The organism is Desulfovibrio sp. DV, from assembly GCF_001936595.1.
In the GTDB taxonomy this organism is placed as follows: domain Bacteria; phylum Desulfobacterota; class Desulfovibrionia; order Desulfovibrionales; family Desulfovibrionaceae; genus Solidesulfovibrio.
In genome coordinates this window covers 1-13,433 of sequence record NZ_MLBG01000059.1, presented here as the reverse complement: position 1 = coordinate 13,433, position 13,433 = coordinate 1, and the positions used below count along the sequence as shown (strand labels likewise).

At 64.8% G+C, this 13,433-nt stretch carries 14 protein-coding genes; 5 read left to right on the top strand and 9 right to left on the bottom strand.

Annotation, left to right across the window (positions count from 1 at the left end):
- Positions 1-11: 11 nt before the first annotated feature.
- Together DVDV_RS13330 and divK are read left to right on the top strand one after the other, a co-directional pair.
- Complete coding sequence (locus DVDV_RS13330) at positions 12-371, top strand: response regulator (RefSeq protein WP_075355142.1); 360 nt, start codon at positions 12-14, stop codon at positions 369-371.
- A gap of 142 nt (positions 372-513) precedes the next feature.
- The gene (divK, locus tag DVDV_RS13325; RefSeq protein ID WP_075355141.1) at positions 514-870 is read left to right on the top strand and encodes a DVU0259 family response regulator domain-containing protein; all 357 of its coding nucleotides are present in this window, start codon (positions 514-516) and stop codon (positions 868-870) included.
- A gap of 158 nt (positions 871-1,028) precedes the next feature.
- Here divK and cadR read toward each other — a convergent pair whose 3' ends face one another.
- Positions 1,029-1,505 carry a Cd(II)/Pb(II)-responsive transcriptional regulator gene (gene cadR, locus DVDV_RS13320; protein WP_075355140.1) on the bottom strand — a complete coding sequence of 159 codons (477 nt, stop codon included), beginning with the start codon at positions 1,503-1,505 and terminating at the stop codon, positions 1,029-1,031.
- 82 nt (positions 1,506-1,587) lie between these two features.
- Between cadR and DVDV_RS13315 the strand changes: the two genes are divergently transcribed.
- Positions 1,588-3,891 (top strand): cation-translocating P-type ATPase, encoded by a 2,304-nt coding sequence (locus tag DVDV_RS13315; protein WP_254845374.1) that lies wholly within the window; start codon positions 1,588-1,590, stop codon positions 3,889-3,891.
- An 87-nt stretch (positions 3,892-3,978) separates the two neighbouring features.
- The gene (locus DVDV_RS13310; RefSeq protein ID WP_075355139.1) at positions 3,979-4,728 is read left to right on the top strand and encodes an SDR family NAD(P)-dependent oxidoreductase; all 750 of its coding nucleotides are present in this window, start codon (positions 3,979-3,981) and stop codon (positions 4,726-4,728) included.
- Between the two features lie 109 nt (positions 4,729-4,837).
- Here DVDV_RS13310 and DVDV_RS13305 read toward each other — a convergent pair whose 3' ends face one another.
- The 8 genes from DVDV_RS13305 to DVDV_RS13270 all read right to left on the bottom strand — a co-directional run bounded on the left by DVDV_RS13305 (position 4,838) and on the right by DVDV_RS13270 (position 12,463).
- Positions 4,838-5,434, bottom strand: coding sequence for a single-stranded DNA-binding protein (locus DVDV_RS13305; protein ID WP_075355138.1), 597 nt, complete (start codon positions 5,432-5,434; stop codon positions 4,838-4,840).
- A gap of 33 nt (positions 5,435-5,467) precedes the next feature.
- Complete coding sequence (locus DVDV_RS13300; protein ID WP_075355137.1) at positions 5,468-5,815, bottom strand: hypothetical protein; 348 nt, start codon at positions 5,813-5,815, stop codon at positions 5,468-5,470.
- Positions 5,816-5,818: 3 nt separating this feature from the next.
- On the bottom strand, positions 5,819-6,469 hold the full coding sequence (locus DVDV_RS13295; RefSeq protein WP_075355136.1) for a biotin attachment protein: 651 nt from the start codon (positions 6,467-6,469) through the stop codon (positions 5,819-5,821).
- Positions 6,470-6,853: 384 nt separating this feature from the next.
- The gene (locus DVDV_RS13290; RefSeq protein WP_075355135.1) at positions 6,854-9,103 is read right to left on the bottom strand and encodes an acetyl-CoA carboxylase carboxyl transferase subunit alpha/beta; all 2,250 of its coding nucleotides are present in this window, start codon (positions 9,101-9,103) and stop codon (positions 6,854-6,856) included.
- A 42-nt stretch (positions 9,104-9,145) separates the two neighbouring features.
- Positions 9,146-10,564 carry a biotin carboxylase N-terminal domain-containing protein gene (locus DVDV_RS13285; RefSeq protein WP_075355134.1) on the bottom strand — a complete coding sequence of 473 codons (1,419 nt, stop codon included), beginning with the start codon at positions 10,562-10,564 and terminating at the stop codon, positions 9,146-9,148.
- Positions 10,545-10,967 (bottom strand): PilZ domain-containing protein, encoded by a 423-nt coding sequence (locus tag DVDV_RS13280; RefSeq protein WP_254845373.1) that lies wholly within the window; start codon positions 10,965-10,967, stop codon positions 10,545-10,547. The genes DVDV_RS13285 and DVDV_RS13280 overlap by 20 nt, the downstream gene beginning before the upstream one ends.
- A gap of 10 nt (positions 10,968-10,977) precedes the next feature.
- Complete coding sequence (locus tag DVDV_RS13275) at positions 10,978-11,718, bottom strand: flagellar motor protein MotB (protein WP_075355133.1); 741 nt, start codon at positions 11,716-11,718, stop codon at positions 10,978-10,980.
- Complete coding sequence (locus tag DVDV_RS13270) at positions 11,705-12,463, bottom strand: motility protein A (protein WP_075355132.1); 759 nt, start codon at positions 12,461-12,463, stop codon at positions 11,705-11,707. The genes DVDV_RS13275 and DVDV_RS13270 overlap by 14 nt, the downstream gene beginning before the upstream one ends.
- Positions 12,464-12,573: 110 nt before the next feature.
- Between DVDV_RS13270 and DVDV_RS13265 the strand changes: the two genes are divergently transcribed.
- A complete protein-coding gene (locus DVDV_RS13265) occupies positions 12,574-13,398 on the top strand; it encodes a purine-nucleoside phosphorylase (RefSeq protein WP_075355131.1) in 825 nt (274 codons plus the stop codon).
- The last annotated feature ends 35 nt before the right edge of the window (positions 13,399-13,433 follow it).

Sequence of the window (13,433 nt, the reverse complement as noted above, 5' to 3'; positions counted from 1 at the left end):
GAGGCCCCATCATGGCCCAGAAAATCCTGATCGTGGACGACGATCCGGATATTGTCGCCTACCTGGAAGATGTTTTTTCCGATGAAGGCTATGATACCATTTCCGCCCGAAACGGCAGGCAGGCCCTGGCCGCCATCGAATCCGAACGTCCGGACGCCATCACCCTGGATCTGGAAATGCCGGACATGACCGGCCCGAAATTCAACCGCGCCCTGGAGAAATCCGGCCGCGACATCCCCATCGTGGTCATCACCGGCCATCCGGGCCTCAAATACGTCATCCCCGGCGCGCGGGCGGTCTTTGACAAGCCCATCGACCGGCTGGCCCTTCTGGCCGCACTCCGTGACATCTTAGGCCCGCCCGGGGCGTGAAAAGGTCGGGAAACCCTGGATCAGCGGGATCGTGCAATTCACGGTTGGCAACAGCTGGAATTCGCGGTAGATACCAACAGGATGCGATACGGCACGCCCGGGACGAAGCCATCATCCGGGCCAATTCCACAAGGAGGCGGGTATGGCGAAGAAAATCATGGTGGTCGACGACGATCCGCAGATCATCTCGTATCTGACGACCCTTTTTTCCGACAACGGCTACGACACCTGTAGCGCGTCCGACGGCGAAGTGGCGCTTAAAACCCTCGAACAGGAACGCCCGGACTGCATCACCCTGGACCTGGAAATGCCCAACGAGTGGGGGCCGCGGTTTTATCGCAAGTATTCGCAGAAAGAAGAGTTCAAGAACATTCCGGTCATCGTCATCAGCGGACTGGAAGGCCATGACCAGTCCATTCGCAAGGCGGTTGCCGCCATCCGCAAACCCTTTGAGCCCGAAGCGGTCCTGGTGGCCGTCAAAAAGGCCCTGGGCGAGTAGGAACAGCCAAGCGTTCGTTTTTTTCAGGCGGGACCAGCCGGTCCCGCCTTTTTCATTGGCCCGGCCTTTGGCCGGGCGCTCCCACGAACCTGAAGAAGCGTCCGGCCCGGCAGGAAACCCGGGCCAGGACAGGCCGACCCGCCACCAGGAGCCGGACTTCAGCGCCCCCGGCCGCACAGGCTGCCGCTGTCGCCGAGGCAGACATGGCCTTCGACCGGGCTGCCGTCGGCCCGGCCCCCGGCCACGGCCTCGGTCAACCCTTGCAGGATGCCGCAGCTCTCGACCGGCGTCACCCCGCCGCAGCGGTCCCGCAAGGCGGCAAGCTGCTCCCGAAGCGCGCCCAGCCGGGTCAGCCGCTCGGTCACATGGCCGATGTGGGCGTCAAGCAAGGCGCACACCTCGCGGCAGTCTGCCCCGGCCCCGTCCTTAATGGCCAAAAGCGTCCGGATTTCGCCCAGGCTCATCTCCAAGGCCCGGCAATTGCGGATAAAAAGCAACCGGGACAGATGGCTCTCGGTGTACAGCCGGTAGTTGCCTTCCGACCGGTCCGGCTTGGGGAGCAGGCCCTCGCGCTCATAATACCGCACCGTCTCGGGCAGGCAGTCCGACCGTTTGGCCAGTTCGCCGATACGCATGTGCATCTCCTTGAAAATATCCCTTGACCCTGTAGCAACTCCAAGGTGTCTCATCGGGATTGAAGAAGCAAGGAGTATGTCCATGTCTCAGAACACCCACGACCATGGCCAGAGCCATGACCAGCCCCATAGCCATGCCCCGACCTCGGCCGGCGCCCCGCCGCTGCTGGGAAACCGCAGCGACGGCAACCTGTTTCCCTGCTGCTGCGGCGGCTCCTGCGCGACACCCCCGCCCGGTCCGGCTGCTGGCGGGCCCCTCCCCCGGGCCGGCCATGCCGACACCTACCGCATCGAGGCCATGGACTGCCCGACCGAAGAGCGCATGATCCGAAAGGCCCTGGAGCCCATGCCCGGCATCAAGGGGCTGGCCTTTAACCTGCTTGGCCGGGAGCTGACCGTGTGCCACGATCTGCCCGACCCCGGGCCCATCGTCGCAGCCATTGCCGACCTGGGCATGACGGCCGTGCCGGTGGACACAGGCACGGGTGCTTCGCCGCGCGCCGAGCCAGCGGCCGCCTGGCTCTCCCCTGCCCTGATCGTGGCCCTGGTCCTGTCCGTTGCCTCGGAACTGCTCGAATGGCGGCAGGTGGCCACGCCCTGGCTGCCGGCCATTTGCGCCTTGGTCGCCATCGCCCTTAGCGGCCTGCCCATCTATAAAAAGGGCCTCATTGCCCTGCGCCACCGCGACCTCAACATCAATGCGCTCATGAGCGTGGCCGCAACCGGCGCGCTGCTCCTCGGGCAGTTTCCTGAGGCAGCCATGGTCATGGCCCTTTTCGCCGTGGCCGAGAAGCTCGAATCCGCCTCCCTCACCCGGGCCAAAAACGCCGTCACCGCCCTCATGGCCCTGGCCCCCCAGGAAGCGACCGTCGGCCGGCCGGACGGCAGCTTTGCCGTGGTCCCGGCCGATACCGTGGCCGTCGGGACAACCGTGCGGCTTAAGCCCGGAGAGCGCGTGGCTCTGGACGGCGTGGTCACGGCCGGCCAGTCGTCGCTTGACCAGTCGGCCATCACCGGCGAGAGCCTGCCCGTGGAAAAGGCACCGGGCGATACCCTCTTTGCCGGCACCGTCAACCAGGAGGGCGAACTCCACTACCGGACCACGGCCATGGCCAACGATTCCACCCTGGCCCGCATCACCCGGGCCGTCGTGGCCTCGCCGGGCAAGCAGGCCCGCACCCAGCGCTTTGTGGACCGTTTCGCCGCCATCTACACGCCCTCGGTCTTCGTGGCTGCCCTGGCCGTGGCCGTGGTGCCGCCGCTGGTCTTTGGCGCGCCTTTTGCCGAGTGGATCTACAAGGCGCTGGTCATCCTGGTCATTGCCTGCCCCTGCGCCCTGGTCATCTCCACCCCGGTGTCGGTGGTCAGCGGCCTGGCCGCAGCGGCCCGGCGCGGCATCCTGATCAAGGGCGGGCTGTTCCTCGAACAGGGCCACGCCATCGGGACGCTTGTTTTAGACAAGACCGGCACCATCACCACCGGCCGGCCCGTGGCCACGGATTTCGAGAATCTGGCCGGCGATGCCGCAGCCAACCGGGCGGTTGCCGCCAGTCTGGCCGCCCGGTCCGACCATCCCGTGTCCAAGGCCGTGGCCCGGGCCGGACGCGAGGACGGCGTGGCCCTGCTGCCGGTTGAGGATTTCACCGCCCTGCCCGGACGCGGCGTGCGGGCCATGGTGGCCCAAACACCCTACCACCTGGGCAACCACCGGCTCATTGAAGAACTGGGCCTGTGCTCGCCGGCCATCGAAGCCCGGCTCGACGTTTTGGAGGGAGCCGGCAAGACAGCCGTGCTCCTGGCCGACGCCACCGGCGTCCTGGCCCTTTTCGCCGCAGCCGACGCCCTGCGCCCGCACAGCCGCGAGGCCGTGGCCGAACTGCACGCCCTTGGGGTCAAAACCGTCATGCTCTCCGGGGACAACGCCCACACGGCCGCGGCCATCGCCAAAGCCGTCGGCATCGATACGGCCAAGGGCGACCAGTTGCCTGAGGACAAGGCCCGGGATGTGGATGCACTAACAGCCCAGGTGGCTCAGGACACTGGCACGGCCCTGGTCGGCATGGTCGGCGACGGCATCAACGACGCCCCGGCTCTGGCCAGGGCCGACATCGGCTTTGCCATGGGCGCGGCCGGCACGGACGCGGCCATCGAAACGGCCGACGTGGCCATCATGGACGACGATCTGCGCAAGATCGCAGCCTTTATCCGGCTCTCCCGGGCGACCGTTGCGACGCTCAAGCAGAATATCGCCCTGGCCCTTGGCCTCAAGGGCCTGGTGCTGGTCCTGACGTTTCTCGGCTACGGCTCCATGCTGCTGGCGGTCTTTGCCGACATGGGCACGAGCCTGCTCGTCATCGCCAACGGGCTGCGGCTGTTGCGGCGCTAGCGGGCGACGCTCTGTATGCGGTTTGACAGGCCGTCCCCCGGCCCTATCTTGGGGGAGAATTCGGAAACCGCATACAGGAGGTGTCGTATGCTCAAGGAACTGACTGGAAAAATCGCCCTGGTCACCGGCGGGTCGCGCGGCATCGGCGCAGCCACGGCCCTGATCCTGGCGGAAAAAGGCGCGCATGTGGCCGTGAGCTACGCAGCTTCGGCGGACAAGGCCGAGGCCGTCGTCCGAAAACTGGCCGCCCTTGGCGTGGATGCCGCCGCCTTCAAGGCCGACCAAGCCGATCCGGCCCAGGTCCGGGGGTTGATCGCCGACGTGGTCGCCCGCTTCGGCCGCCTGGACATCCTGGTCAATAACGCCGGGGTTCTGGCTCTGGGCCGCCTGGATGATCCCAGCGTGGACCCCGACGCCCTGGCCCGACAGTACGCCGTCAACATCGGCGGCGTGACCACAGCCATTCGGGCCGCCGCCCCGGTCATGGCCGACGGCGGGCGCATCATCATCGTGGGCTCGTGCGTGGCCTCCCGAGCCGCCTTTCCCGGGATGGCCGATTACGTCGCCACCAAGGCGGCCGTGGCCGGCTACGCCAAGGGCGCTGCCCATGACCTGGGACCGCGCGGCATTACCGTCAACGTGGTCCAGCCCGGCCCCACGGCCACGGACATGAGCCCCGATTCCGGCGACTTTGCCACCGTGCTCAAAGCCAATACGGCTCTTGGCCGCTTCGCCAGCCCCGAGGAAATCGCCGCCGGTATCGCCTTCCTGGCCAGCCCGGCAGCGTCCTACATCACCGGCACGACCCTGGCCATCGACGGCGGCTTCGCCGCCTAAGCCCCTTCCAACGCAACAGAGCCGGTGCGACCAGCCGAAAAGCGGCAGTCGCACCGGCTCTGTTTGCCGGCATCCCCTCTCTGGCAGGGGAGTCACTCAAGAAAAAGCCTTAGAACGGCACGTCGTCCATACCCGAGGCTTCGGAAGGAAACGCCGGTCCGAGGTCCTCTTCGGGATAGGGCTGGCGCGGGGCTCCCCCCTGCTGGGGCCGGGGAGCGCCGCCTTGCTGCCGGGGGGCTGCGCCGCCGTAGCCGCCCTGGGGCGCGTTCTGGCCGCCGACCGCCGGACCGGGACGCCGGGGCGGCTGCTGCGGGGCAAAGCCCTCATCGCCGCCCATGGGCGCTTCGGCTGTCTGGCCGCCACGCGAATCCAGGCCCTGCACGGTGTGACCGGGGGCGGTCACCACCACCTCGGTGATGTAGCGCTTCTGGCCCTGCTGGTCGTCCCAGCTGCGGGTGCGGATGGCTCCCTCGATATAGACCAGACGGCCCTTGGCCAGATAATTATTGCAAAATTCCGCCGAGCGGCCAAAGACCTTGACCCGGTGCCATTCCACCCGGTCCACCTTGTTGCCGTCGCGGTCCTTGTAGGATTCGTCGGTGGCCACGGAAAATTCGGCCACAGGCTGGCCCGAAGGCAGATAGGTCAGCTTGGGGTCCTGTCCGAGGCGGCCGACGAGAATGACTTTATTGATGCTTCCAGCCATGGGGCCTCCCTGAGCGGTGATGGGCTTGACGGATTAGGGACGCGGCGCGAGCTTTTCCAGCTCGGCCAGGGCGTCCTCGAGTTGGTACGAGGCCTGGTCGGCGGCCTTGGCGTCGCGCTCGCCAAGGGCCCCTTCCAGGGCAGCCTTGGCAGCCGTGACTTTGTCCAGGGCCGGGGCCAGCGACTGGCGCTCGGCGGCCGGCAGATCGCCCAGGCGCACCTTGTCGTCGAGGGTGGCGGCCAGTTCCAGAAGCCCGCGATGGCTGTCGGCCGGAGTGGCCTCGACCGGCCAGGCCAGGGCATAGAGTTTGGGGTAGCGCTTCTCGGCCGCCTCGGCGTCAAAGGTCTGGGCTATGACGCGAATCTGCAGATACTCGCCCATGGACTACTCCTTTTCCTCCCAGTCCGTGCGAACCCTGTTGACCACGTCCTGGATGAGGTCGGTCTGGTCGGCCGGACACACGCCCACAAGGGGCGCGCCCTGGTCCACGTTCTGGTCGTGCTGGAAATAGACGGCATAGATGATACCTTCGGGGCCTTCATAGAGCAGCGGTTTTTCCCGCTTCATGCGCGAAACGATAAAGAGTTCCAGGCCGGGCTTGACCGTGACCGAGCGCGGTCCGGACGCCTTGACCTTCTTGTCGATGCTCGGGATGAAATAGTACTTGGCCCGCTCCGGCGCACAGAAGAGATAGAGCACCTTTTGCAGGATGTTGGCGATGACCTCGTCTTTGGACAGGTAGTGGCGGATGACCACCAGCGGCGTGCCGGCCTCGACGAAGCGGCCTTCGAGTTCCCGATGAACGACGCCGACGACGCCCTTGGCGTTGGCGAAAAGCGGCTTGTCGTTATTTTCCCGGGTGAGCTTGGCCAAAAGCGTACCGGGTTTTTCGCCGAAAGCGCCGGAGATGCCGGTGACATGGGCACCGGTTTCGATGCCGGCGAAGGTCACGACGCCGGTATGGGGAGCGGCCACCACGATTTCCTCGTAGGGCGCGGCCTTGATATTTTCAAGCAGGGCTTTGACGTCGATCACGAGAGCATCCCCCGTCGGCCGCTGGCGGCGCGACATTGGAAATTTACGGCTATTTACAATGCGGTGCACAGCGCCGCAAGCCAAATCGGAGTTGCCGTTCCGGCCGGGGCCGGAGTATCCCGCACCTGCGGGAACACCGGACTTCAAATCCGGTGGAATGTCGCCGGCCGGGATGCTCCCGGCAGGTACGGAATAATCCATCGCGAGGACCGGGGGTATCCGCGACCCGGAGGGGCATCCCCGCGTCCCTGCGTTACACTGCGGCACCAGATCCCAAGTCCGGTTATTGGCCTGGACCTTCCACGCGCCAGCCCGCCTGCCCACCCCACCCTTTCGAGGGGGTCCGGGGGGGATCATCCCCCCGGCCGCCGGAGGCATTCTTCTCTACCTGTAATACAAATTCCGGCCACCAATCGTCAGGAGCACCTGCTTGAGGTTCTTGCGAATCTCGCGGCGGTCCCAGATGCCCTGGATATGGCCCCGGGCCAGGGCGTTATGGGCCTGGTGGTAGTCCGGCGGAATGTCCACGCCGGTGGTTTCCCGGATGACGCCCGGTCCGGCGAAGCCGATGTTGGAGGAGCGCACGGCGAACTGGTAGGGCGAACAGCCGAGGAAACTGGCCACCGGTCCGGCGTAGGAGTTGGTGTCGTAAAGGACCACGTAGAGGCCGCCGGCTTCGATGTAGCGGCGGACGGCCAGGGTGACGCGGGGCATCTGGATCAGGCCGTTTAAGCTTTCCTGGATGCGGATGCCGGCCGTGCCGTGGACGTAGGCCAGGAAGGGATAATGGCGGCGACGCGCCCGGGCCAGGGCCCGGATGAACTTCTCGCCTTCGGCCGCGCCGACCGAGCCGCCCCGGAAGGCGGAATAGAGCACGGTGGAGACGAGTTTGATGCCTTCGATCTTGGCGTCGATGGAGACGCAGCCGGATTTGAGTCCGGTCTTTTTCTTGGCCGCGTCGAGTTTTTCCTCAAAGCCGGGATAATCCAGGGGATTGCCGGCTTCGATCTCGGCGTCGTAGTCCACGATGGAGCCGGCGTCGAACACGTTGCCCATGACCCACTGGTATTCCATGGGGAAATGGTGGCCGCAGTTGACGCACACCCCGGCGAAGTCGCCGTAGAGATCGGGAGCCCAGAGGTCGGGGCAGCCGTAGGTCTTGGCGCCGGGGCAGGTGACGGCCCGGTCCTCGGCCGCCTTGGGGCTGACGTAGCACCAGCCGAATTCTTCCAGGCAGGCCCCCTGCTCGGGCTGGGAGAGTTCGGTGAGCATCCGGCTTTTTTCCGGGTCACAGACCACTGGCGCGTTCTTGTCCCGGCTCCTTCGCAGCGGGGCCATCAGCTTGTGGGCGACGAGACGCAGTTCGGCTTCGAGGTCGCTGGCGGCCTTGGCCAGATTCTTGGTATGCTTGCGCAGGAAATCGTAGCGGATAAAGGAATAGCCCGACCAGGCCAGGCTTTTGGCCCGGGAGGCGATGCGCTGGCCTGAAGGCCGGCCGTCGCGGAAGGCGGTTTCGGCCATGCGGCGGTATTTGCAGTAGCGCTTCCAGACGAGGCGGTCGGCAGCGGCATCGTCGAGTGTCCAGCGCACGAACATGTTGTCGGCGTCGTTGCCCTTGCGCCGCGAGGCGACCAGGGCCCGAAAGAGCTTGAAACCGGCAATGCCGAGGAAGACCTGGTCCGTGGCCTGGATGACTTCCTGGCGCAGGGTCTTGAAGAAATCGTAGTGATGGGGCCGCGCGCCCAGGGCCGGTTCGTCGAGGACCTTGTCGATGTAGCCCATGCGCAGGTTGTCGGCGGCGGTGATGTTGAGCCGTTTGGCGCACTCGGCAATGAGTTCCGGGACCACGCGCTGGCCCTGGCGGATGCCGGACTCGATGGCGGCCGCGCCCTCGGGGGAGATGACGGAATAGTAGCCGCGCGAGAGCATCATGCGCACGTCGGACAGGCCGATGGCCTCGGCCCCGCCGGAACCGCCTTCGGAGATGACCGAGACCACCGGCACGCGCAGGCCGCCCATCTCGTAGAGATTGCGGGCAATCTGCTGGGCCGCGCCGGGGTAGTCCTCCACCGGGAACGCGCCCGGGGTGAAGACGTAGGTGTGGATGGGGATGCGCTCGGTCTCGGCGACCTTCATGTATTGCAGGGCTTTGGCATTGCCCCAGGGCTTGACCGAGCCGCCGTTGCGAAACTCCTGGCCGTGGCCCTTTTCCTGGCCGATGACCATGACCGGCTGATTGACCACCTTGTCGCCCTGGCGGCGGGTGATGTAGGCCCGGGCGATCAGCATGCTCGGGTCGATGGAGTACTCGTCCTGGCCGCCAATCTCGGTGTAGTTGTCGTAGACGTTTTCCAGGATGTCTTTGAGCGACACCCGGGCCGGGTGGCGCACGATGCGCACCATATCCATGGGCACGAGTTCTTCGTCGAGTTTCTTTTCCAGGAACTCGAAGAGATCCTCGATCTGGCGGACCATCTGGGCTTTTTCGCCCGGGGAGGCCGCGCCTTCGCGGCCGGCGAACTCGTCGAGCCGCGACTGCATGAGCGCGATATTGGCGTTTTCCCGGCCGCCGAAGATGTCCTTGATATAGTTCAGGCGGTCGGTCAGTTCGACCACACGCTTTTCAATTTCCATAGTGCGTCTTCCCGAAAACGCCCGCTCCTGACGAAGCGGACGCTAAAATTGCAGGATCGTGGAGGTTTTTTCCCGCAGGAAACGGACATTGGATTTGAGTTCCGTTCCCGTGCCGTCGGCCCCGGACAGGGTCAGTTCGTCGAGATAGCCTGCACCCCGTTTCTTGGCTTCGCTTAGATCCTTGCCCCAGACGATGGCCAGGGCGAGGTTGGGGTCGTATTCGGTCGGTATCTCGTAGGGCGCGTCCATGGGGATATGGGTGTGCAGGGAGGCGTAGGGCAGGGTCGGGGCCAGGAACTGGTCGATGCGCCCCACCCAGGGGGTGAACCGGTTGGCCGGGTCCTCGGCGATGATGCGATATTCGATGCCGACACCGTCGAAGGTGATGTCGGACTGGTCGTAGCCTATGGGGTCGCCAAGGCCCAGGCGGATCTGTTCGGCGATGATGTTGACGCCGCCGTGGCCCCGGATGCGCGAAATGGCGGCGGACACGCCGTTTTCCACCTGGATGCGGGTGTTGACTTCCATGAGAAACGGCTGGCCCGTGGGCGAGACGATCCACTCCCAGGTGCCGACATTGTCGTAGCCGACCTCGCGGGCCATGGCCAGGGAGTAGCCCACGATGTCGTCCATGAGCCGGCTGGCGTCAAAGGCGTAGTCCACTTCCTGGGGCCGGAAGCCCGGGGCGATTTCCACGCGCTTTTGCCGGCCGGTGGACTGGATGGTGCAGTTGCGCGTCCCGAAATGGACAATGCCCTTGCCGGTGCGGTCGGCCACGATCTGGACTTCGAGGTGGTTGAAATCGAAGATGCGCTGTTCGATCAGCACGCCCTCGTCGTGGAACTGGCGCTTGGCATAGTTGCGGATGCGCCGGTACACGGTCTTGAACTGCTCGATGTCGTAGATTTCCTCGATGCCCATGCCGCCGCCGCCGGCCGAGGCCTTGACCAGGACCACGGAATTGCTGATGCCCTGCTCGGCCTGGAAGGCGAACAGGGTTTCGGCGATCTCCTCGGCCTCAAGCTCATCGTAGACGGGCCGGTCGGAGCCGGGAACGGTGGGAATGGACAGGCTGCGGGCCAGGCGCTTGGTGTTGATCTTGTCGCCAAGCGACCGGATGATGCGCCAGGTCGGTCCGATAAAGATCAGGCTGCGCTTGCGTTCGGCCACCCGCCGGGCAAAGCGGAAATCCTCGGCGAAAAAGCCGTAGCCGGGATGGATGGCTGTTGCCCCGGCATGGTCGGCCACGGCCAGGATTTCATTGGCGTCGTGGTAGGAACTGACGCGGTAGGCCGCGTCAGGGCCGCCAAGCGATCGGGCCAGGGCCAGATGGCCCGAGGCCTCGTCGGCCCGGGTGTAGACGCAAACAAAATCCAGGCCGAGCGAAACGCAAGCCTGGATGATGCGAATGGCTATTTCGCCCCGGTTGGCCACCAGGACTTTATGTTTTTTCGTCGACACGATCGGTCTTTTTATCCTCAGGGTTTTCGGCGTCCTCGCGCGATTTGCGCAAATCGATGCGCCGCTTTTGAATCTCCAGGATCAGCTTGTCGAGCCAGGCTTCCTGCCGCAAACCGAGCGCGCCAAAGGCCAGTCCGACAAGGCCGGCGTCGGCCCGGCGAACCACCGTGGCCGGCAGCCCGGCAATGAGTTCCCGTGGGCCGATACCCAGAGCCAGACGGCAGACGCGTCCGGCAACAAGCCGTCCTTCGGCGTCGACCAGGGCCACGCCCGAGGCGCTGACATCATGGACGACATACACCATATCCTCATCGTCAAGGCGGGCCACGAGGCCCTTCACGCGCTCACGATGGGCCGCTCGTTTGCCGCCCTCGCCTTCCAGCTGGAACGTGACGTCCATCATACCCCGCCTCCTATTCGCCGATCCAGCGTTCCAACACAAACTCCACGCGTTGATTCCTGGCCCGGTGATCGGGGGTGTCGTTGGGGTAGAGGGGTTCTAAATCAGCTAATCCGGTGGCTGTCAATCGGTTGGGGGCCATCCCCAGGGAGACGAGATAGCGCAAAACGGCAACAGCCCGCAACGACGAGATTTCCCAGTTGTCCCGAAACCGGCTGCCGCCTCCCGGCGGGGCGTCGTCGGTAAAGCCCCGGATATTGATGCGTTCGCCCGATGTTTTAATGAGGAATTCAAACATGGTGCGAATCCGGGCCTTGCCGTCGTCGGTCAGGTCCACGCCGTCTTTGGGGAACAAGACGCCGGCCGGAAAATTGATGGTGATCTTCCCGGCTTCCAGGGTGGCCGCGACAACGCCGTCGAGCCCCTTGTTGGAAACATAGGACTTGAACTGATCGTAGACGCGCCGCTGCTCGCCGATAATGCGCTGCTTGATCTTGGCCTGTTCCACCAGCACGTTCATGTCGCCGACGGAAATGGGAGCCATGGTCGTGGACTTTTCCTTGGTGCCAAGGGCCGTCTTGACCGACGTAAAGGACTCCGTAAACTTTTTAACGTCAATGCTCGACATGGAAAACAGCATGATGAAAAAGCTCATCAGCAGCATGGACATGTCGGCCAGAGTGGTCAGCCACTCGTTTGGCGTCTCGGCTTCCCCGATCTCTTCCTCTTCGAAACTGTCTTCATCGTCGGACATTGCGGCGCTCCTTGGGGGCAATGAAAGACGACAGCTTCTCGTAGACCAAGCGCGGATTATTGTTTTGCAGGATGCACTTGGCACCTTCAAAAATGATGTCGAGCTGGTGCGCCTCGCTGATGGTGCGGGCCCGCAGTTTGCCGGCCACGGGCAGGAAAAAGAGCGTGGACAGGATCGAGCCGTAAAACGTGGTGATGATGGCCACGGCCATGGCCGGCCCGACGCTTTTGGGGTCGTCGAGGCGGGTGAGCATCTGCACGAGGCCAATGAGCGTCCCGACCATGCCAAACGACGGGGCAAAGCCGGCCAGGGACTTGAATACCGCCTCGCCCACGGCATGGCGGCGCTTCATGGAACTGATCTCGATGCGCACCGTCTCGCGAATAAGGGCCGGATCGGCGTTGTCGGCAATAAGCTGGCAGGCTTTTTTGAGAATGGCGTTGTCGGTCTGGATGTTTTCCAGGGCGAGCAGGCCCTCGCGCCGGCTGATCTCGGCAATGCGCACCATCATTTCCACGACCTCGGCGTCGCGGACCTTGCGCGAGGAAAAAATCTGCAGCATGGCGGAAAAGGCCTGCATCACTTCCTGGACCGGAAAGGCCACGCAGGTGGAGGCCAGAGTGCCGCCAAGAACGATCATGATACTGGCGATATCCAGGAACTCGCGCAGCGAGCCACCCATGAAGATGGCCCCCAGGACAAGCGAAATACCCGAAGCCAGGCCGAGAAAGGTCCCGAGATCCATCCGTTTTGTCCGTATTGGGGCAGTTTTGGAACAGGCGTCAGCCGGAAAAGGCCTCCCCCTTCCCGATGCGCCGCTCCCATGCTACGACGGCAGGCAACGGGGGTACTCTTATGTATTATAACGATGATGTAAAGCGCGCAGCCGAAGCGGTGGCGTCGCGGTTCGGACCGATACCGCAGCAGTGCGTGGGGCTGGTCTCCGGCACCGGCCTCGGCGGCATTGCCGCCCTCCTGCCCGACCGGCGGGAACTGGCCACAGCGGACATTCCCGGCTTTCCCCGGGCCACGGCCCCAAGCCACGCCGGACTCCTGGCCCTGGGCCGCATCGAATCCCGGCCGGTGCTGCTCCTCTCCGGCCGGCTGCATCTCTACGAAGGCCACTCCCCCCGCGACGTGGCCTACGGCGTGCGGCTCCTGGCCGGACTTGGCGTCAAGACGCTGGTGCTGACCAACGCCGCCGGCGCGCTCGATCCCCACTTCAGCGCCGGCGGCCTCATGCGCCTGACCGACCACATCAACCTGACCGGCAAAAATCCGCTCACCGGGCCCAACGACGAAGGGACCGGACCACGCTTCCCGGACATGAGCCAGGCCTACAACCGCCGCCTGGGCGAGATCGCCGACGCCAAAGCCCTGGAACTGGGCATCCGACTGGAACGCGGCGTCTACGCCGGCGTGTCCGGGCCAAGCCTGGAAACACCGGCCGAAACGCGGATGCTGCGCCTGCTCGGAGCCGACGCGGTCGGCATGTCCACAGTAACCGAAGTCATCGCCGCCCGACACCTGGGACTCTCCGTGCTGGCCATCTCCTGCCTCACCAACTGCAATCTGCCCGACTGCATGGCCGAGACAACCCTGGAAGCCGTCATCGCCACAGCCAAACAAGCCGAAAGCGCCCTTGTGCGGCTGCTGGCGGCTGTTATTCCGGCGTGTTGAGAGGGAAGAAAAGGCAGAAGATGCCTCCGGCGGCC